Raw genomic sequence first — 20,397 nt, forward strand, 5'->3', positions numbered from 1 at the left:
GCCGACGCCCACGCGGGACCGCTCAGCCGGAGACGTCGGTGAAGGTGTTGGCGAGTGTCGCGACGTTCTTGTCGTCGCAGTTGAAGAAGCCCTTGTTCGGGCCGGTGGCGTCCTTGTCGTAGACGAAGCCGTCCGGCGTGACCTTCATCAGCAGGTAGCAGTTCGTGGTCTTCTGCTGGCCGGCGACGAGGTTGCGCTCCGGGTAGAGGCCGCCGGCGGTCCAGGCACTCTCGGCGCCGGCCTTGCCGAGCACGCAGTCCACGGTGAGGTCGTCGCCGCAGGCGGTCGCCGACTTGGCCCACAGCACCCAGGCGTTGAGGGACAGCGCGGTGAAGTCGGTGAGCTTCGCGTTCGGGACGGTCGCGTGCACGAGGTCGACGGCCTCCTTGGTCACCGGGCTCTGCGAGGCCAGCTCCCAGGGGATGTGGTCGATCACGACGTACGTCGTCGGGAACTTGGTCGCCTTGGCGGCCTGGATCGTCAGCGGGTCGTACAGCTGGTTCTCGAAGATCATGAACTTGAGCGACAGGCCGACGTCGTTCATCGCGGTGACCAGCGGCGACGGGTCCTGCAGGCCGATCGGCTGGTAGCCCTGCACGCCCTTGTTCTTGAGCTGCTCGACGAACGGGCGGAAGTTCGTGACCAGCGGCGGCAGCTCCTGGTAGTCGGCCACCGTGTAGCCGGTCTGGGTGAGCGCCTCCTGCAGCCGCAGGCCCTGCGGGCGCAGCGTCCCGAGCGTGCTGCCGCCGACGCCGAGCGACTTCATCGCGTCCGGGTACAGCCGGGCCATCGACTGGAAGCCGCCGATCGGGTACCGCGCGGCCGTGTTCGGCTGGGCGCGCACCTGCAGCTTCGCGTTCAGCGCCTCCGGGGAGACGCCGTAGGCCGGGACCGAGCCGAGCTTGCACTCCTCGCGCGGCTGGACGCCGGGGGCGTCGACGGCGTTGCCGCCACCGACGATCATGAAGTCGGTCTGGCAGGCGTCGATCATGCGGGCGGCGACGTCGGTCAGCTTGCCGTCGTGCTTGTTGAGGACCAGCTCGCGGCCGTTGATGCCTCCGGCCTTGTTGCACCAGGCGACGAACGCCTCGCCGACGTCGAAGAACTCCTGGCCGAGGCCCGGCGTGATGGTGCTGCCGGGGTCCCCGAAGGTACCGAGCGTGATCGAGCTGGCGGTGACGCCGCGGCCGGTCGCCTTCGAGGCGGTGCCAGGGCCGCAGATGCCCTTCTCGGTGCCGAAGTCGCCGGCAGCCGCGGCGGCCGGCGCCGACGTGGCCGGGGCGCCTGAGCCGCCCCCGCCCGTCTCGGTCTCGTCCGTCGAGCGGGTGCAGCCGGCGACGACGACCAGCAGCACGCTGGCCGCGGCGAGAACCGGGACGAGCCGTGCGCGCCGGCGGTCGGCTGGCGGGCCAAAGGGCGTGCGAAAATGATCTTTCTTCGCACGCCCGGCGGCCGTTGTCCCGAGCAACACCGGGAGGACGTGTCTGCGGGCCATCGGACCTCTCCGTCGTCAGTCCTGCGGTCGTGTTCGTTCCAGCGGTCTGTTCGTTCCTGGGAGCGCTCGCCGCCGGGCGCGGCCTGCGGGGCCAGGTCGGTCCGGTCGATCTGGCGGTCCGGTCGGCGCGGCGGTCCGGTCAGGCCGGGCCGCGCCCACCGGGTGGCGGGCGCCGTCGGCCTGCCGTGTCGGGCCATGGCCCCACACGGGTGGTCGAGGCAATACTCCCTGGTGACGTGAGCGCCGCCACAGACTAGAACAGGTTCCCCTCCAGGCGAAAGCGAATCCGGCGAACTCCTGACCGATCGTCAGGGCACGGTCCACCCGGCAGCACGCACCATCGGCCACCAGCCGGGGACGTCGTGCCAGCATCGGCCCGATGACCTGACGGGTCGTCAGATTCAGCGCTACTGTCGGGACGTCGCGTGGGAGGAGAGCGCAGTGCTCGAGATGGTCGTGCGGGGTGGGTTGCTCGTCGACGGCACCGGGGCGCCGGCACGCGCCGCCGACGTGGGCATACGAGACGGGCGGATCGTCGAGGTCGGCGCGCCCGGCACCATCGGGACCACCGAGGCGCCGGCCGGCGGCACGACCGTCGACGCCACCGGTCTGGTCGTCTGCCCCGGGTTCATCGACGTGCACACGCACTACGACGCCCAGCTGTGGTGGGACCCGTACGCGACACCATCGAGCCAGCACGGGGTGACGACGGTCCTCGGCGGCAACTGCGGCTTCACCCTGGCTCCCCTGCGCCCGCGCGGTGCTGGGCCAGCCGGGCCCAGGGGGGTGGACGGGCAGGGCGGGCCGGACGGGTCCGGCGGGCAGGACGAGGCCGACTACCTGCGCCGGATGATGGCGAGGGTCGAGGGCATGCCGCTGGAGGCGCTCGAGTCGGGTGTCGCATGGGGCTGGGAGTCCTTCGCCGAGTACCTGGACGGGCTGGACGGCCGGACCGCCGTCAACGCGGGCTTCCTGGTCGGGCACTGCGCGCTGCGCCGCTACGTGATGGGCCCGGCGGCGGTCGGCTCGGCGGCGGACGAGGAGGCGGTCGCCGCGATGACAGCCATCCTGCACGCCGCGCTCGAGGCGGGGGCGCTGGGCCTGTCCACCACCCTGTCCGGGTCCCACAGCGACGGGGACGGTCAGCCGGTCGCCTCCCGCTGGGCGGACCGCGCCGAGCTCACGGCGCTCGCCAGCGCGGTGGGCGGCCACGAGGGGACGTTCTTAGAGGGCATCGTCCCCGGCTGCCTGAACATGTTCAGCGACGACGAGATCGAGCTGCTCGCCGGGCTGTCGGCGGCGGCCGGGCGGCCGCTGAACTGGAACGTGCTGACCATCGACGCCGCCGCGCCCGAGCGGGTGCCGCGCCAGCTCGCCGCCTCGACCCGGGCTCGTGAGCTGGGCGGCCGGGTGATCGCGCTGACCATGCCGACGCTGGTCCCGATGAACATGAGCCTGCGGACGTTCTGCGCCCTGCACCTCATCCCCGGCTGGGGCGATGTGCTGAGCCTGCCCATCCCCGAGCGGATCGCGGCCCTGCGCGGCGCGGACGTCCGGGAGCGGTTGCTCACCGCCGCGAACGCCCCGGAGGCCGGCGTCCTGCGGCGCCTGGCGAACTTCGGCCGCTACGTCATCGGTGACACCTACTCCCCCGCGAACGAGGGCCTGTCCGGCCGGGTCGTCGACGACATCGCCGCCGAGCGCGGCCAGGACCCGTTCGCCACCCTGGTCGAGATCGCCGCCGCCGACGAGCTGCGCACCGTGCTCTGGCCGATGCCGACCGACAACAACCCCGAGTCCTGGGCGCTGCGCGCGGAGACCTGGGAGCACGAGGACGTGCTGCTCGGCGGCTCCGACGCGGGCGCCCACCTGGACCGGATGGCCGGCGCCCCCTACCCCACCCGTTTCCTCGCCGACTGCCTGCGCGGGCGCGGCCTGGTCAGCCTGGAACGGGCGGTGGCGATGATGACCGGCGAGCCCGCCGCGGCGTTCGGCCTGCGCGGCCGCGGCGTCGTCGCCGAGGGCAACGCCGCCGACCTCGTGATCTTCGACCCGACGACGGTCGACTCCGAGCCCGCGCGGCTCGTGCACGACCTGCCGGCCGGCTCCGCGAGGCTCACCGCGGGCTCCGTCGGCGTCAACGCGGTCTTCGTGAACGGCGTCCAGATCGTCGCCGGCGGCCAGCCGACCGGCGCCACCCCCGGAACCCTGCTGCGCTCCGGCCGCGACACCGTCACCGTGCCCACCCGCTGACCCAGCGGCCGAACGCGCCGAACGCGCCGAACGCGCCGGGCGCAGGGGCGCAGGGGGCTGATTCTGCTCAATAGCCCCAAGACGGGCGGGCGCCAGCGGAAGTCGCCGGGATTGGCCCGGCCCAGAAGGCCGGCGAGTCCGCCGGCAAAATGGGGCTAATAACGTCGATGTCGGATGCCGGCCGTTAGCCGTGGCGCTCGTCACACCCGCCGACGGGGCGTGGCGGGTGAGTGGACGGATTGCACAGGCCCGCGGCGGGCCGGTCACGCGGGCGAGGTATTGCCACGCCGCGACGGCGACCGGATGCGCGGGGCGACGAATACCAGCTGGTTTCCCAGCCGAGCCGGGATTGTTTTTGGTTTCCCGTGCCAGGTGGGGTGGGTCACGTTGTTGTTGGGGTTTGCCAGCCCGCCGGCTGGCTGTCATGGTGTTTGCAGTGCCCGATCGGGGCACACGCCGGGCGGGACGCCGTATCACTGCCCCCGCCACACACGGCGCACAGGCTTCGGACCCGATGGCAGGGACCGAAGACGGACCGTCGGACACCTTCAGCGTGTCCCGGCCAGCGCAGCATTTTCACGGTCTCCGCCGAACCCTTTCCATCCGGTGGTGGCCTGCCGTGCGTGTCCGTCTTCGTAGGCGTGGGAAAGGACCAGAAGACTCTTGGCTCGTCGTGGCATCTCCAACCGCGTCCGCGCGCTCGTCCTCGGCCCGGCCCTGGCCGCCGCCGTCGGCACCGGCATCGCCGTCACAGCGCCCGCCCACGCGGCCAGCCACCCTGCCTCGGCCCAGCGGTTCCTGTCCGCCGTGATCCCGTGCGAATCCGGCGGCAACCCCCGCGCGGTCAACTCCATCGGCGCCGGAGGCCTCTTCCAGTTCCTGCCCTCCACCTGGCACGGACTCGGCGGCTCAGGCCTCCCCCAGAACGCCTCCACCAGCGAACAGTGGGCCAAGGCCATGAAGCTCTACAACCAGCAGGGCACCAACCCCTGGTACGCCTCCAAGGCCTGCTGGGGCAAGCGAATCTGAGCTCCACCAGGCCTGGGCGAGGCTGAATAGCCGCGCCAGCGGCACGCTGAACACGCACACGAGGCCCCGCGCCAGCCGGCGCGGGGCCTCGGCGTGTTCCAGTCCAGCTTCGGCCGTGTCAGGCGGCAGGCCCGGCTCACTTTTCGGGTAACGACTGGCATCAGACCTTCGGCGTCATGCGCATGACCGGAGGCGGGGTCGGGTCATCGCCCTGGATGAAACTCAGCGACGGAGCGGCGGCCCAGCCCTGGGCGAATCCGAGCAGAGCGAGCGTGCGGTCACGCGCCGAGACTCCCCAGGCATTGTTGTAGAGGCCCGCATCGCCGTCCCCGAACCGCTCACCCAAGGTCGCGAGCATCTCCTGGAACTCGGGCGTGAAAGCCTTCGACATCGCTGTCGATTCGGTGGTCCCCACCAGGTTCTTCTGCAGTTGGCGCATGAGCAGGGTGAAACGGGCGAAAAGGTGGTCCTCCCAGCTGAAGGTGCTCAGGAAATCCTCACCCACGGCCCCGCCACTCGCGGCCAGGTGCGCGATCTGGTCCGGCGACATGGTGATGTGAATACCGCCCGTGCCGTCGGGCAGCTGGATGGAGCGGATCCGGTCCCGGAAGCCGGGCAGCTCGGCTTGCAGCGTGTCCCGCCAGTTCAGCGACGTGTCGAGAATCTGCAGCAGGAACCCGACGAGACTCCGGATCTGCGCGACCGTCCGCACCCGCTGGCCGGCGTTCGCGACGACCACCGCCGGGGCGAGCGTCACGGGCGCGGCGGCGGCCGTGGGAGCCTCGGCGGAGAGCGCCCCAGACGCGGCGGAGGGCACGGAGGACGCGGACGGGGTCGGCGGCGTTGACGATGCGGGCGGCGCTGAGAACCCCGCGGGCACGTCCGCCGTCGGCGCGGCGCGGCGCGGCCGGCGGACCCGCTCACGCCTGCCCTTCTCGCCGCGCGGCGACGGGACCAGGTCGATCCCGAAGGTCGGGCGGCTGGGCAGCCAGGCGTCGAAGAAGTGCACCGGGAAGTTGCTGGCGATCCCGCCGTCGGAGAACCAGTGCCGGATGGGCCCGGCGCCGCCGGACCCCTGTACCCACAGCGGAACAGCGCAGATCAACACGGGGAAGCTCAGACTCATCCGGGTGGCGACGATGACCGGCAGGTCCCGGGCCGGGAAGGTGCGCAGGTCGGTGGGCGCGCCCGGCACCGGAACCGTCGTCACCGGGGCGCTGACCCGCTCCAGATGCCTGAGCACCTCGAGCGGGAACAGGCGGGCGAACTCGGTCGGCGAGTAGAGGAACGCCTCGCCGACAAACGGCAGGTTCAGCGGACGAGCCGCGCTGACGTCCGTGGTCATCATCTCAAGGACGATCTTCTCGTTCGCCCGGCGCGGATGGCCAAGGTCGGCGAAGGTCAGCGGGGCGTCGCCGACGTCGTGGCCGGCACACGTCTGGATCTGCCGGTGCAGCCATTGCGTCAGCGCCTCCGGGCCGTCCTCCGCGGCCGGCATGCCGGAACAGGCACCGTAGAAGGCCGCGGGTAGGCCGCGCGCGGTCCACAGCACCCTGGCCAGGATCGCTCCGACCAGGCCGAGCAGCGCGGTGACGACGACGCCCGGTACGAGCAGCGGCCAGCCATACCAGCGCTGATCGCCCAGCCTGCCGCCGAACCCATACAGGACACCGAGAAGGCCGCCGAATGCGATCCCGGCCGCCACCAGCATCGGCAGCCAGAAGTAACGCGCCGCCCACACCAGCGCGACCCGGACGCGGCCTAGCCACGACCCGCCGACGCTCTGTAGGCCGAACACCAGGCAGAACAACCAGCTGGTCCCCCGACTCGGTTGGAAAAGACCCTCCAGCACGCCCGGCCCGGCGATCTGCTCGCTCGCCGCCGTCAACGCACCGAACCCGCCGGGCCGGCCCGGATCGCGGCGCTGCTGGTATTCGCCGTACTGCGCGGCGGCGGTCAGTGCCGCCCCGATGGCGCCCGCCGACGCGCCGCCAATGCTGTGGAAGTCGTACCTGTTGTGCAGCTCGGCGACCGCCCGGGGATACACGATCCCGCTGGTGATCCCACCTTTCATGATCAGATCACACTGCTCCCGCGAGCCGAGGGCGCCCGGGTTCGCACCAGAGCCCTGGCCCGAACCTGGGAGCGGACTCGAATCAGGGCCTTGGCCCTGACCCTGGCCCGGGAGCGGGCTCGGACCAGGGCCAAGGCCTGGGCCCGAGCCGCCGTCGGGTGTTCCCCCGCCAGGGCTCGCTGGATCGTCCGCACGGGTGCTCGGTGCGCTCATCGCGGCCTCCCCGACCGCCGGCAGGCCGCCTCCCGGCCCACGATCGACGATCACTACCCAAGCTAGCGTGCCGCCACCCACCGGTCTTCCGGGGCGTCGCACCGCGGCGGGCGCCCGTGGCGTCGGCTGTGGCACCTGAGCAAGCCCATGGGCTTCTTCATCCGACACGCTTTCACTGGCCGATGAGTGACCGTGTCGGTTGAGCGTGTTCATAGACGTGCTGATCCGACACGGTCTGGGTTGGCAGGGGCAGCGCGGTCGGGGGGACACCGCGGGCTGGCACGGACCGGGGCAGGCCAGGACACCGGGAACCCAGTTCGGCGCCGCTGCGGCCAGCTCAGCCGCACCCGCTCAACTACTCTCCGTACCCCTACTCGGTGGGTCCCGCGGCGCGGCGCCCGGACGCTATGAGGCGAGCGTGAGGACGCCGCGGGCCAGATCGCCGTGCTCCAGATCCTCGATCGCGCGGTGGAAGTCGGCGACGGGGTAGGTGCGGGTGACCAGCTCGTCCAGCAGCAGCCGGCCGCCCCGGTACAGGTCGACGTACTGGCGGATGTCGGCCTGTGGCCGCGACGAGCCGTACCGGCAGCCCATGATCGACTTGTCGAGGTAGAGGTCGAACGGCGAGAACGTCGACTGCGTGTCCGCCGGCGCCACCCCGAGCAGGACGGCCGTGCCGCCCCAGCCGAGCGAGCCGATCGCCGCCTGGATCAGCGCCGGGTGGCCGACGCACTCGAAGACGTAGTCGTAGCCGAGCGGCGCCGCATCCTCGACGGCGGCCTTCGCCGCGACCGCCGTGTCCTGGCCCGCGGGGTTGACGAAGTCGGTCGCGCCGAACAGCCGCGCGGCCTGCTCCTTCGCCGGGTTCACGTCCACCGCGACGATGCGCGCCGCGCCGGCGATCCGCGCGCCCTGGATCACGTTGAGCCCGATGCCGCCGACCCCGAGCACGGCGACCGTCGACCCCGGTTCCACCTTCGCCCGCCGCAGCACGGCGCCGACGCCGGTGACCACCCCGCATCCGACCAGCGCCGCCGACGTCAGCGGCACATCGGCCGGGATCGGCACGCACTGGTTGGCCTTCACCACCACCTGCTCGGCGAAGCAGGAGATGTTGGCGAAGTTGTAGGCCGGTTCGCCGCGCCAGGTGAACGGCTGGGGCCGCAGGCCGAAGGTCGACCGGCACATCGTCGGCCGGCCGGCGTCGCAGTGCTCGCAGGCCCCGCAGTTGCCGAGCGTCGAGAGCACCACGTGGTCACCGGGTCGCACGTTGCCGACCGAGTCGCCGACCGCCTCGACGACCCCGGCGCCCTCGTGCCCGAGCACGACCGGCACCGGAAAGGGAATCGTTCCGTTGACCACCGACAGATCGCTGTGGCATAAGCCCGCCGCGGCGATGTTCACCAGCACCTCGCCGGGCCCCGGGCCGCGTACCGCCAGATCGTCGACCAGCTCGGCCTTCTGGCCGTCCCACACAACACCCCTCATCGTGCGCCCCTCTCCTGGAACTTGGATCAGCTGGTGAACGTGGTTCAGCCGGGCCAGACGACGCTCTGCAGCTCGCTGTAGGCGTGCAGCGCGAACACGCCGCAGTCGCGGCCGACGCCGCTGTGCTTGAAGCCGCCGAACGGCGTCTCGTGGTTGCGGGCGACGGTGTTGACGCCGACGTTGCCGGTGCGCAGCCGGGTGGCGACCCGGTAGGCGCGCGCGGTGTCCCGGGAGAAGACGTAGTCGTACAGGCCGAACGGCGTGCCGTTCGCGATCGCGAGCGCCTCGTCCTCGTCGTCGAAGGGGAGCACGACGACCACCGGGCCGAAGAACTCCTCCTGGGCGACGGTCATGTCGGGCCGGACGCCGGTCAGCAGCGTCGGCTGCGCGTAGAAGCCGCGTTCCATCGCGGGACGCTCGCCGCCGACGGCGACGGTCGCGCCGGCGGCGACCCCATCGGCCACCAGTTCCTCGACGCGGGTGCGCTGTGCGGCCGAGATCAGCGGACCGACGACGGTGGACGGCTCCATCGGGTCGCCCACCTTGCAGAACCCCGCGTAGGCGACCAGCTTCTCGACGAGCTGGTCGTGGACCGAGCGGTGGACGAGGGCCCTGGTCGGCGCGGTGCAGATCTGGCCGGAGTGGAAGGCCCAGGCGCTGCCGATGCCGGCGGCGGCCTTGTCGAGGTCGGCGTCCTCGAACACGATCGCGGCGCCCTTGCCACCGAGCTCCATGAGCTGGCGCTTGATGTCGCGGCCGGCGGCCTCGCCGATCCGGCGGCCGACGGCGGTGCTGCCGGTGAAGCTGACCATGTCGACGTTCGGGGAGGCGACGAGGGCGGCGCCGGTGTCGGGGGTCGAGCCGGTGACGACGTTGATGACGCCCGCGGGGACGCCGGCCTCGTGGGCGATCTCGGCGAACCGCAGCACCTGCAGCGGGTCCTGCGGAGCCGGCTTGATGACGACCGTGTTGCCCATCGCCAGCGCCGGCGCGACCTTGCCGGCCATGTTCACCAGCGGGAAGTTGTACGGGGTGATGCAGGCGACGACGCCGACCGGCGCGCGGCGGGCCACCGCGCCGACCAGCCCGCCCGGGGCCAGCGGGGTCGCGTCGATGGCCTGCGGCGGGAGCGGCACGAGCGCCGACTCCAGGGCGTGGCGCGCGTAGCGCTGGAACCGCTCGACCGCGACCGGGACCTGCATCGTGGACGCGACCCGCATGGTCGCGCCGGTCTCGGCCTGTACCAGCGGCACGAGGTCGTCGTTGTACTTGGTGAGCAGGTCGCCGATCCGGGCGAGCACCTCGGAGCGGTGCGCCTGGCTCGCCGACGCCCAGCCGTCGAAGGCGGCCCTGGCGGCGGCGGCCGCGTCCTCGGCCTGGGCGGCGCTCGCCTCGGGTGCCTCGCCGACTAACTGCTCGGTGGCCGGGTTGATGACGCCGTAATGGCCGCCGGCCGGTTCCACCCACTCGCCGCCCACGTAGATCCGGCTGCTCGGGACGCCCATGGCGTGTCCCCCCTTGTGCTCGGGGTGAGCCGACGGCCGCGCGTGCTCGGCAAGCCTGGTCGCGCGGCGGGCGGCCCTTGGTCCTCATGCTCCTGACGGCCCGCTGCCTGGTGTCCCTTGGCCGGTACGCGTCCAGAGTTGCGGGCTGACGGTTTCTGACGGTACGTCAGGCCCGCTTGCGCGGCAGCCCGTCGCGGCTAGAGTGTAGAACAGGTTCTAGTCTGAAGCCGACCGGTCGAAGCACGCGATCGGCGGAAGGCTGTTCGCGCGCGGAGCGCGCTCCCAGGCTCCCGCGTGATGTTGCTCCGGGGCCGAGCTCCGGACCCACGTCCAGGGGCTTCGCCCCCAAACCCCGATGGGCGGGGCGCGCGGACACCGCGCCGACGCCTGCCCACGCACCAGACACCAGACACCACGCGAAGGGTGGCCGCGCTCATGGAGTTCGGGATCTTCAACTCGCTCTACCTGCCGAAGCGGCTGTCCGAGGCGGACCCGGTGGGCGCGGAGCACAGCCGGCTGATGGACGAGGTCACCTGGACGCAGGCGGCGGACCGTTCCGGCTTCAAGTACACGTGGGCGACGGAGCACCATTTCCTGGAGGAGTACTCACACCTGTCGGCGAACGAGGTCTTCCTCGCCTACGTCGCCGGCACGACCAGCAACATCCACATCGGCAGCGGCATCATGAACATCACGCCACCGGTCAACCACCCGGCGCGGATCGCCGAGCGCGCCGCGATGCTCGACCACCTCTCCGGCGGCCGCTTCGAGCTGGGCATGGGCCGTGGTTCCTCGAGCACCGAACAGCAGGGCTTCGGCATCGAGGACCCGGCACTGACGAAGCTGATGTTCGACGAGGTCGTCGCCGAGCTGCCGAAGATGTGGAAGGACGAGCCCTACTCCCACGAGGGCCGGTTCTTCACGATGCCCGAACGCAATGTGCTGCCGAAGCCCTTCACCAAGCCGCACCCCCCGCTCTGGGTCGCGGCCGGCAACCCCAGCACGTTCGAGAAGGCCGCCCGGATGGGCCTGGGCGTGCTCTGCTTCGCGAACAGCTCGCCCGATGAGCTGGCCCCGCTCATCGAGCTCTACAAGAAGAACATCGACAAGGCTGAGCCCGTCGGCGGCTACATCAACAACAACATCATGGTCACCAGCCAGATGCTGTGCCTGGAGGACGGCGCCCGGGCCAGGCAGATCGCCACCGACATCACCATGAGTTATCAGCACACCCTGGTCTACCGGTACCTCGACACCTTCCCGAAGCCCGACTGGGTGCCCGCCTGGCCGGCGACGCTGCCCGAGCCGACCGTCGAGGTCCTCGAGCTGGGCGTGCGCGCCGGCACGATCCTCATCGGCGACCCGGACGAGTGCGAGCGCGCCGTCCAGACCTACGTCAACGTCGGCGCCGACCAGCTCACCTTCGGCATGCTGTCGACCACCATGCCGATCGACGTCGCCGTCGAGGCGGTGGAGACGTTCGGCCGCCATGTCCTGCCGAAGTTCGACACCGACCCGGTTCACAGCACCACCCGCCAGCGCGAGGCCCAGCTCGGCGCCTAGGCCGGCCCGGTCTCGGTCGCGCCTCGGTCGGGTCTCGGTCGGCCGGTCGGGACAGGGCGAGGCCCCGCGTCAGCGGACGCGGGGCCTCGTGGTGTGGCGGGACCTGGGTGGTGGCAGGCCGGCCCCGATCCGCGCGGCGGGTGGGGTCGGCGGCTGCTCGCCCAGGCCTGGTGGAGCTCAGATTCGCTTGCCCCAGCAGGCCTTGGAGGCGTACCAGGGGTTGGTGCCCTGCTGGTTGTAGAGCTTCATGGCCTTGGCCCACTGTTCGCTGGTGGAGGCGTTCTGGGGGAGGCCTGAGCCGCCGAGTCCGTGCCAGGTGGAGGGCAGGAACTGGAAGAGGCCTCCGGCGCCGATGGAGTTGACCGCGCGGGGGTTGCCGCCGGATTCGCACGGGATCACGGCGGACAGGAACCGCTGGGCCGAGGCAGGGTGGCTGGCCGCGTGGGCGGGCGCTGTGACGGCGATGCCGGTGCCGACGGCGGCGGCCAGGGCCGGGCCGAGGACGAGCGCGCGGACGCGGTTGGAGATGCCACGACGAGCCAAGAGTCTTCTGGTCCTTTCCCACGCCTACGAAGACGGACACGCACGGCAGGCCACCACCGGATGGAAAGGGTTCGGCGGAGACCGTGAAAATGCTGCGCTGGCCGGGACACGCTGAAGGTGTCCGACGGTCCGTCTTCGGTCCCTGCCATCGGGTCCGAAGCCTGTGCGCCGTGTGTGGCGGGGGCAGTGATACGGCGTCCCGCCCGGCGTGTGCCCCGATCGGGCACTGCAAACACCATGACAGCCAGCCGGCGGGCTGGCAAACCCCAACAACAACGTGACCCACCCCACTCGCGCATTTCCGGCCTCACCGAAACGCGCGGTGCCAGAAATCAGCCGGAAATTCTCGCGCGCCGTGCAGGGGGGTTTTCGCCATGCACCGGTCGCTCGTTTACGTGACCGGTCGGTTCCCACCTGGTGCGTGGCGTTCACGGGTCCCGCACGCTGCGTTCATGGATGTGACGGCCCCCACGCACCGGCGGGCCAGTCCGGCATAAAGCGATATGTGGACCTCTCGAATGCGGGCCTCCCCGACCGACGTCGCCGGTCGGGGAGGCCGGGATACCTCGATACCTCGATACCTCAGTCCGCGGTCAGACCGATCAGTCCGCGGTCAGACCGAGGCGTGCGGTCTCGGCGGCCACGGCACGCTCATGGGCCTGTTCGCGTTCCCGTGCCTTACGGGGGTTCCACTCACCGGCCATCGTGAAGATCAGCGGGATGAAGACGACCTGGCCGCCCAGGCAGATCCAGAACCAGGTCCGCCACTGGTCCGGGGCCTTCCGCTGGGCGTCGACCACCTGTTGGCCGTGTTCCTGGAGGAAGGCCAGGTCGGCGGCCGGGACCTTCTTCGCGTCCAGGAGCCGCTGGATCGCCTCGGCCTGGGTGAGGTGCGCTCCGGCGGCGACCTCGTTCGCGGCCTTGAGCCCCGCCGTCAGGTCGTTCGGGTTCTTCGCGAGCGCCGCGGCCGTGTCGGGGTCGATGAGCTGGATCGTCGCGAGCTGGGGCCCGTACTGGGCCTGGATGGCCTGAGCCCGCGGCCCGTTGTCCACCAGCGGGTCCAGCGCGTTGACGACCAGCGGCGCGGTGAACGCGAGCGCCGCGACGATGAGGCGCAGGATCAGGCCCCACACCGCCAGTCCGGTGGCCGTCAGCGCCGGGTTACGCCGTTCCACCGTCTCGGTGAAGCTCGCCATCCAGGGCGCGTAGGTGACTCCCAGGAACGCTCCCAGGCCCATCAGGATGAAGGCCAGGTGGTAGTAACCCGTGTGTGCCTGGCCGGTCTGGTTCAGCAGGACGAGGGTCATGGCGATCGTGCCGAGCGCGCCGACCAGCATGAACGGTTTACGCACCCGCAGCCTGTCGGAGGCGAACCCGATTCCTACCAGCAGGATGGCCTCGAATCCCCACATCCAGTTCCCCACGCCGTTGGCGTCCTGGTCCGTAAGGCTGAAGGTGGTCTCGAAGTAGACGACGAAGAACCCGACCGCCGTGTAGTAGATGAGCAGGAAGACGGCGATGGCGAACGCCGATCCGATGACGTCGGGCTTCAGCACCTGGCGCCACGGATTCCTGCGCGCCGCCTCGACATCGAGCCCGCGTGCCCGGGCCTCGACCAGCGCCCGGTCGCGCAGCGACATCATCAGCTGGTCGCGCAGGGGCGGGGACAGCTCCCGCAGCCCGACGAGGGCCACGACGAACACGACCAGGCCGGCCACGCCGCAGATGTAGAACTGGTCCTGCCAGGCGTGCAGGTGGCGCAGAGTGTTGCTGGCCACCGCGGAGACGACGAGGCTGCCGAGCACGGGCCCCAGCGTCCAGAAACCCATCGCCGCGGCACGGCCGACCTGCGGCGAGAAGTCCCGCACCAACGCCGGGGTCGCGACCAGGATCATGCCCTCGACGAGACTCAGCAGCGCGACCAGGACGCCGAACGTCATCTTGTTCGGCGCGTTCGGCAGGCCGAAGAGAATGATGGCCCCGGTGAACCCCAGGCCATAGGCGACGAGGTTCGCCCGGCCCCACCGGTCCGCGAGGCCCGCGACCAGCGAGGCGAGCGCGCCCACCACGCTGGCGACACCGGTCGTGTAGACGTAGAACATGAACGACATGTCGTACTGCCGCAGGATCGCGGGGGCGACGGCGCCCTGCACATAGAGCTCGTAGTACTGGACGATGGTCGCGACGACGACGATGCATAAGTAGAGGTATCGCCGCGCGTTTGCCGGATAGCTGTGGAGCTGCCGGCGCCACAGGCGGTGCAACGGGCTGATGGACGACCGGGAATCCAGGGGGAAAGCGGCGGTTGTCACGGTTGGCGTCCCTTCTCCGCGCAGGCGGAAAAAACCGGGCTCGCCACCGGCCTGTGCTCGTTTCCGGTGTCAGGTTGCCTCGTCGAACCGAAGGGCTCGCGGATCGTCTCCAGATGTGTTCATGGCCGGCGGGGTACTCATCGGACACGGCTCGGTTACTTGATCGTAACGGTGCGGTTGTCGAATGCAACCCCTCACGTCAGGGGTCGGCAGGCGCCGAGAACTACCTGCTGAGAGCCTGCTGGCCGGCGAGAACGACGGTGACGGTGTCGGCCAGCGAGGCGCGGACGCCGTCGAGGGTCATCCGGTCGCCCAGCCAGTACCGCAGGTCGCTGAGGAAGACCTTGCCGATGATGTTGGTGATCAGCTTGTCCCGCTCGTCGATGACGTGGTCCGGGCCGAAGGCGGCCACACCGATGAGGCCGATCATGGCCTCGTCCACGTCGTCGATCTCGGTGCCGATCGTGGCCGACGCCAGCGTCATCGCCTGGATCAGCGCCTCGGCCACCAGCCGGTCGCGGCTGAGCTCGTCGACCATCCGGTTCATCATCGCGAGCACCCTGGTCGCCGGGTCCTCGAAGCCGGTCGGCTGGGGCAGCACCGCCTCGCGCAGGCCGGAGAGATGGCGTGCCAGCGCCGAGGCCAGCAGATGCACCTTGGACGGGAAGTAGCGGTAGAGGGTGCCGAGGGCGACGCCGGCCTGCTCGGCCACCTCGCGCATCTGCACCTCGTCGTAGCCGCCCCGGCTGGCCAGGGCGAGCGCGGCCGTGAGCATCCGCTCCCGGCGCGCCTGCTGGGACGGCGTGGCCGTCGTCGCCGGTACGCCCTTGGGCGACGGCGACGCGGCCGCCGAAGTCACGGCCTCGCTCACCGCAGCCTCCTCGCCGCCAACCAGTCCGCCGACCGTCAAGAAACTAGATCCTGTTCTACTCTAGGCCCGCGCCCCACACCCCGCAGGCGCACGCGCCGTATCGGAGCATCGAACCGACCGAAACCAGCCAGCCAGTCGGGCGGCCACGGTGCGGCGGAGCAGCCCGACCAGATCGGAAAGGGCGATCTCCCATCGTTACCGGACGGTCGGGCGAGATGTCCAATTTTGTTACGTAGCTCGCGCGCCTACACCGTCCATCGCCTGCCAGGTATCACCAGCCGGCCTGGACGAGTCATGACCTCGGCGCCACCGATGCACCCGGTGTGGCGCCTGTCACTCGCGATCGTTACTATTCGCGGCAACTGTTCAGGATGCGTTGCATTGGCCCGCTTCAGATCTGTTCGCGGATGTCGTCCGCCAGCGCCAAGCTACGAGCCGGCCTTCCAGGCCCGCATCCACGTTGTCCACTCTGTAGGGATGGAGATCGGGGGGTCCCATGGCCGACAGCGACGTCGCCCAGAACACGACGGGGAACACCGGATCGGCTCCCACCGACGAGCCCACTGGACGCTCGGACGGTGAACCCGCGGAACCCGCGGAACCCGCCGATTTCGTCGACCTACGCATCGACATCCCGCACGGCGCCCGCGTCCACGACTACTTCCTGGGCGGCAAGGATAACTACCCCGCCGATCGCACGGCAGGCGAGGCGATCCTTGCCTCGGCGCCCTGGATCACCGAGAACGTCCGCGCTGGTCGGAACTTCCTGGGCCGAGCCGTGCACCTGCTGGCCACCGAGCGCGGAATCCGCCAGTACCTCGACATCGGCGCGGGCCTGCCGACCGCCGGCAACACCCACGAGGTCGCCCAGCGGGCGGCGCCGGACGCCCGCGTCGTGTACATCGACCGCGACCCCATCGTGCTCGCGCACGGGCGGCCGCTGCTGACCAGCACCCCCGAGGGGACCACCGACTACCTGCTGGGCGACGTCCGCGAACCCGCCGACATTCTCACCCGCGCGGCGGACATCCTCGACTTCACTCGACCGGTCGCGCTGGTCCTCGCCGGGATCATGCACTATCTCCACCAGGCAGATGGTCCCTGGGCGGCGGTACGAACCCTGTCCGCAGCGCTGCCCGCCAACAGCTACCTGGTGCTCACCCACCTGGGCATCGCCGACGAGATCCCGAGCCTGGATGGCGCCGTCACCACGCTGGACGCGTCGGGCTACTCGCGGCCGCTCACGTCGATGGTCGAGCACTTCTACCCGCGCCCGCTCGACGAGATCAAACGGTTCTTCTATGGGTGGGAGCTGCTCGACCCCGGCGTCGCACTCGCGCCACACTGGCGCGCCGAAGATCCGGACCTTGCGGGCGTCTGGGCCGCCGTGGCCCGCAAGCCGGCCTGACGGGCATCCTCACGCCGGTCGTGCCCAGCTGCCAGCCGCCCTGGTCGGGGCCGTCGGGGCCGTCGGGGCCTGTCGGGGCCTGCCCCCTCACACCAGGTAACGGGCGAGAGCGTCGGCCACACAGACGGGCTGGCCAGTCGTCTCAGCCGTCAGGGTGACGCGGTAGGTGGCCTGGAGGCCGCCGGGGACGTCGGCCACGTCAAGGATGACCAGCCCACCGCGGACGGCGCCGCCGACGGGAAGCGCCGACGGGAAGCGCACCGCGCCGGTGCCGTAGTTGACACCCATCGCGAAGCCGCGGACGTCGACGAGCCTGGGCAGCACGAAGTTCACCAGCGAGAGCAGGAGCAGCCCTGGCACCGGCCGCTCGGCCCCCGACCCGGGCCGCCCGGGCGCGCCCAGCGCGCCGGCCGCCCAGCCGGGTCGCGGACCGGCGGTGGCGGCCTCGAACCCGTCGACCCGGTCGGCGCCGACCACCAACAGGTCCGTGGGGCCGACCATCCAGCTCGCCGAGGTCCGCAGCTCGTCCGGCCCGGTCAGCGTCAGCGGCCCCGGCGCGGGCTCTCGCCCCGGCGGCATCTGCCCCGGCGGCGTCCGTCCTGGCGGCGAGGCCGGCTCGGCGAGGGGCGCCGACTCGACGGAACGCGCCGGACGCCCCGTGGTCATCGGGCGCGCCCGTCCTCGGTCGACGCGCCGGCCCCGGATGACGCGACCGCCTCGACGGCGCGGAGCTGACCCATCCCGCCGAGGCGGTCGAGCACCCCTGTGGCCTCCGCGATGATCCTCTCGACCAGCTCGGCGACCGACGGCGTGTCGTCGATCAGCCCCGCGACCTGTCCGGACGTCATCAGGCCGAGGTCGGCGCGGCCCTCGACCATCGACGCGCGCAGCAGCATCGGGGTGTTCGCGCTCATCAGGACCTGGCTCCACGACAGGCCGCCGTGGGCCCGCGACGCCCGGCCCTCGCGCAGCAGCCCACGCCAGCTGGCGCCGGTGTGCCGGCGGAACGCCGCCGCGTTGCGGACCGCGCGCGGCAGCCGGGTGAGCGGGCTGGCCGCCGTCAGCCCGTCGACGAGCGGCGTGCGCAGCACCCGGTGGGGGACGCCGTCGACCCGGGTGGTCACGACGGTGCCGTCGAGGCCGGCGGCGAGGTAGTGGGCCTTGACGTTGTCGGCGACGGTGCTGTCGGCGGTCAGCAGGAAGCGGGTGCCCATGCCGATGCCGGCCGCGCCGTAGGCGAGGGCGGCGACCAGGCCGCGCCCGTCGAAGTAGCCGCCGGCGGCGACGACCGGGATGTCGACGGCGTCGACGACCTGCGGCACGAGCAGCGACGTGGGGACGGCGCCGGTGTGGCCGCCGCCCTCGCCGCCCTGGACGAGCACCGCGTCGGCTCCCCAGGAGGCGACCTTCTCCGCGTGCCGGCGGGCGCCGACGGACGGCATCGTCACGATGCCGGCATCGTGCAACCGGAGAAAGAGATCCTTGCGGGGCGCGAGCGCGAACGACGCGACCCGCACCCCTTCGGAGATCATGAGGCTGACCCGGTCCTCGACGTCCTCGGCGTCCGAGCGCAGGTTGACGCCGAACGGCGCGTCCGTGCGCTCCTTCACCGAGCGGATCGCCGTGGCGAGCTCGTCGAGGGTCATCGTCGCCGAGCCGAGGATGCCCAGCCCCCCGGCGGCGGCGGTCGCGGCGGTCAGCCGCGCGCCGGAGACCCAGCCCATCCCGGTCTGCACGATCGGGTACCGGACGCCGGTCAGCTGGGTGAACGCCGTCTGGAGCCTCGGGTCCGCCGCCGGGGCCGTCATGCCGGCACCTCCCGGAAGCGCAGGCCCGTCGGGTCGAACGCGTCGAGGAGGTCCAGCTCGGCCGAGGTCGGAGTCGCGGTCGTCGGGACGGCGCCAGGGCCGCCGTCGGGCAGCGCGAGCGCGAAGCCGGTGGCGGCGAGGACCTCGTCGACGGTGACGCCGGGGTGCACCGAGGCGAGCCGCAGCCGGTGCTGACCTCCCCGATCGGCTTCGTCGATCGGGGAGGAACCCTGGGGGGCGGCGAAGTCGAGCACGGCCAGGTCGGTGACGACGCGGCCGAGGCCGTGGAAACGGCGCGCGGCCGGCCCGGCGGCCTGCGCCCGGTCGTAGCCGACGCCGCAGACGACGTCCACCCGTTCGACGAACACGCGCGGGCTGTGGCGCGCCACCCAGTAGCTGGTGCGGTGGTTGACGGTGTTGCCCGGGGCGCCGCGGGTGCCGATGAGCTGAACCTTGGGACGGCCGTGCGGCCCGACGGCGGAGATGTTCATGTTGCCATGGGCGTCCAGCTGCGACGGGATCATGATGACGTGGCGGCGGCCGGAGGCGACCACGTCGAAGACCGAGCGGAACGGCAGCCAGCCCTCGACGACGGCGCCGGCCGGAGCCGCGCCGAGCGGCGGCGGGTCGGCCAGCAGCATCGCCTCGCCGTCGGAGAGCAGCAGGTCAGGGGCGAAGGTGCGCCGGGCCAGGCGCACGCCGAGCGCTGGCGCCGTCCCGAAGGCGCTGGCGAGGATCTCGCCGTCGCCGCGGAACGCCTCGGCGCACGCGAGCGCGCAGACGTCCGCCCGCCGGGCGGCGCGCGCCGCGGTCCCGGCGGCGTCATCGGTCCCGGCGGCGGCCGTCGTCGCGTCGAGCTGGGTCATCGCGCGCCCTCCTTCTCCTGCGTCTCCGGGGTGCGGTCGCCCGCACCCCGCGCCGGACCGTGGTCGGCGCGGACGGCGGCCTGGTATGCGGCCTCGTCACCGGCGAGATAGCGGTCCTGGAACGCCGCCCAGCTGGAGCCGTTGCCGCCGGCGGCGGTCACATATGCCCGCTGGAAGGCCTCGTCCCGGTCGTAGTCGGGCACGCAGCTGGTGAAGTGTGCGCCGTTCGGCGTCTCGACCACGGCGTCGACCATCATCCGGTTGATCCGCAGGGCCTGGACGGGGGCTTCCTTCGTCAGCTCCGCGGTCTCGACGACCCGTTCGCAGGAGAGCACCCGATGCCGGGCGGCCAGGCAGAACAGGTCGTCGAAGTACGGGTCCGGGCCGAGGAATGCGGCGTTGCCGGCCGCGTCGGCCCGGTTCGCGTGCACGAACGCCACGTCGAGCGACAGCGCCGGCATCGCGAGGAGCTCCTCACCGTCGTCGTAGGGCGAGGTGACGGTACGCAGGCCGGCGAACGTGGCCGGAACGTCGGAGCCGAGGCCGGCGCGGATCGGCAGGAACGGCAGCCGGTGCGCGGCGGCGAGCAGGCCCCACTGCAGCATGCCCTCGTCGAGCTCGGCGAACTCGATCTCGCCGCGCTGGCGGGCGGCGCGGAAGTGCGGCTCCAGCGGGACCGAGTCGAGCGAGACGAAGCCGCTGACCAGCTTGCGGACCTTGCCGGCGGCGGCGAGCAGGCCCACGTCCGGGCCGCCGTAGGTGACCAGCGTGAGGTCGGTCGCCGGACCGCGGGCGAGCGCCCTGACCAGGGCCATCGGTTTGCGGCGCGATCCCCAGCCACCGATGCCGACCGTCATGCCGCTCTCGACCACCGCCACGGCGTCGGAGACTGTGGCCAGTTTGGCGCCCATCAACCGTCCCTGTGTCGTCGGTCAGTGATCTGTCATCTGGCCAGACATGTGCCGTCTG

General features: G+C 71.6%; 15 protein-coding genes. 4 read left to right on the plus strand and 11 right to left on the minus strand.

The window, feature by feature from the left end; translation table 11 throughout:
• Positions 1-22 precede the first annotated feature (22 nt).
• Positions 23-1,495, minus strand: coding sequence for an ABC transporter substrate-binding protein (locus tag FRCN3DRAFT_RS0229015; protein ID WP_007518227.1), 1,473 nt, complete (start codon positions 1,493-1,495; stop codon positions 23-25).
• Positions 1,496-1,945: 450 nt separating this feature from the next.
• On the opposite strand from FRCN3DRAFT_RS0229015, the gene FRCN3DRAFT_RS0229020 reads away from it, so the two are divergent.
• Complete coding sequence (locus tag FRCN3DRAFT_RS0229020; RefSeq protein WP_232794327.1) at positions 1,946-3,748, plus strand: N-acyl-D-amino-acid deacylase family protein; 1,803 nt, start codon at positions 1,946-1,948, stop codon at positions 3,746-3,748.
• Positions 3,749-4,411: 663 nt separating this feature from the next.
• Positions 4,412-4,777 (plus strand): transglycosylase family protein, encoded by a 366-nt coding sequence (locus FRCN3DRAFT_RS0229025; RefSeq protein WP_007518229.1) that lies wholly within the window; start codon positions 4,412-4,414, stop codon positions 4,775-4,777.
• Between the two features lie 160 nt (positions 4,778-4,937).
• Here the strand turns inward: FRCN3DRAFT_RS0229025 and FRCN3DRAFT_RS56650 are convergent, their stop codons facing one another.
• The 3 genes from FRCN3DRAFT_RS56650 to FRCN3DRAFT_RS0229040 form a co-directional block, all read right to left on the minus strand.
• Positions 4,938-6,851, minus strand: a complete 1,914-nt coding sequence (locus tag FRCN3DRAFT_RS56650; RefSeq protein WP_007518230.1) for a patatin-like phospholipase domain-containing protein — start codon at positions 6,849-6,851, stop codon at positions 4,938-4,940.
• Between the two features lie 618 nt (positions 6,852-7,469).
• Positions 7,470-8,552 (minus strand): Zn-dependent alcohol dehydrogenase, encoded by a 1,083-nt coding sequence (locus FRCN3DRAFT_RS0229035; protein WP_007518231.1) that lies wholly within the window; start codon positions 8,550-8,552, stop codon positions 7,470-7,472.
• A 44-nt stretch (positions 8,553-8,596) separates the two neighbouring features.
• Complete coding sequence (locus FRCN3DRAFT_RS0229040) at positions 8,597-10,057, minus strand: aldehyde dehydrogenase family protein (RefSeq protein ID WP_007518232.1); 1,461 nt, start codon at positions 10,055-10,057, stop codon at positions 8,597-8,599.
• A gap of 423 nt (positions 10,058-10,480) precedes the next feature.
• Between FRCN3DRAFT_RS0229040 and FRCN3DRAFT_RS0229045 the strand changes: the two genes are divergently transcribed.
• On the plus strand, positions 10,481-11,620 hold the full coding sequence (locus tag FRCN3DRAFT_RS0229045) for an LLM class flavin-dependent oxidoreductase (protein WP_232794184.1): 1,140 nt from the start codon (positions 10,481-10,483) through the stop codon (positions 11,618-11,620).
• A gap of 177 nt (positions 11,621-11,797) precedes the next feature.
• On the opposite strand, the gene FRCN3DRAFT_RS0229050 is transcribed toward FRCN3DRAFT_RS0229045, so the two are convergent.
• The 3 genes from FRCN3DRAFT_RS0229050 to FRCN3DRAFT_RS0229060 all read right to left on the minus strand — a co-directional run bounded on the left by FRCN3DRAFT_RS0229050 (position 11,798) and on the right by FRCN3DRAFT_RS0229060 (position 15,346).
• The gene (locus FRCN3DRAFT_RS0229050) at positions 11,798-12,163 is read right to left on the minus strand and encodes a transglycosylase family protein (RefSeq protein WP_007518229.1); all 366 of its coding nucleotides are present in this window, start codon (positions 12,161-12,163) and stop codon (positions 11,798-11,800) included.
• A gap of 602 nt (positions 12,164-12,765) precedes the next feature.
• Positions 12,766-14,475: an MFS transporter gene (locus FRCN3DRAFT_RS0229055; protein ID WP_007519769.1), complete on the minus strand. Its 1,710-nt coding sequence runs from the start codon at positions 14,473-14,475 to the stop codon at positions 12,766-12,768.
• A 223-nt stretch (positions 14,476-14,698) separates the two neighbouring features.
• Positions 14,699-15,346, minus strand: coding sequence for a TetR family transcriptional regulator (locus FRCN3DRAFT_RS0229060; protein WP_007519768.1), 648 nt, complete (start codon positions 15,344-15,346; stop codon positions 14,699-14,701).
• A 496-nt stretch (positions 15,347-15,842) separates the two neighbouring features.
• Here FRCN3DRAFT_RS0229060 and FRCN3DRAFT_RS0229065 point away from each other — a divergent pair, with 496 nt between their 5' ends.
• The gene (locus FRCN3DRAFT_RS0229065) at positions 15,843-16,754 is read left to right on the plus strand and encodes an SAM-dependent methyltransferase (RefSeq protein ID WP_007519766.1); all 912 of its coding nucleotides are present in this window, start codon (positions 15,843-15,845) and stop codon (positions 16,752-16,754) included.
• 87 nt (positions 16,755-16,841) lie between these two features.
• On the opposite strand, the gene FRCN3DRAFT_RS0229070 is transcribed toward FRCN3DRAFT_RS0229065, so the two are convergent.
• The 4 genes from FRCN3DRAFT_RS0229070 to FRCN3DRAFT_RS0229085 are packed head-to-tail and all read right to left on the minus strand — an operon-like array spanning position 16,842 to position 20,339.
• A complete protein-coding gene (locus FRCN3DRAFT_RS0229070) occupies positions 16,842-17,420 on the minus strand; it encodes a hotdog family protein (protein WP_007519764.1) in 579 nt (192 codons plus the stop codon).
• Positions 17,417-18,562 carry an NAD(P)H-dependent flavin oxidoreductase gene (locus FRCN3DRAFT_RS0229075; protein ID WP_007519762.1) on the minus strand — a complete coding sequence of 382 codons (1,146 nt, stop codon included), beginning with the start codon at positions 18,560-18,562 and terminating at the stop codon, positions 17,417-17,419. Before FRCN3DRAFT_RS0229075 ends, FRCN3DRAFT_RS0229070 begins: the two co-directional genes overlap by 4 nt.
• Positions 18,559-19,428: a CoA-transferase subunit beta gene (locus tag FRCN3DRAFT_RS0229080; protein WP_007519761.1), complete on the minus strand. Its 870-nt coding sequence runs from the start codon at positions 19,426-19,428 to the stop codon at positions 18,559-18,561. Before FRCN3DRAFT_RS0229080 ends, FRCN3DRAFT_RS0229075 begins: the two co-directional genes overlap by 4 nt.
• Positions 19,425-20,339: a CoA transferase subunit A gene (locus FRCN3DRAFT_RS0229085; protein WP_007519760.1), complete on the minus strand. Its 915-nt coding sequence runs from the start codon at positions 20,337-20,339 to the stop codon at positions 19,425-19,427. The genes FRCN3DRAFT_RS0229080 and FRCN3DRAFT_RS0229085 overlap by 4 nt, the downstream gene beginning before the upstream one ends.
• Positions 20,340-20,397: the final 58 nt, after the last annotated feature.

It is taken from the genome of Pseudofrankia saprophytica (genome assembly GCF_000235425.2).
Lineage (GTDB): Bacteria > Actinomycetota > Actinomycetes > Frankiales > Frankiaceae > Pseudofrankia > Pseudofrankia saprophytica.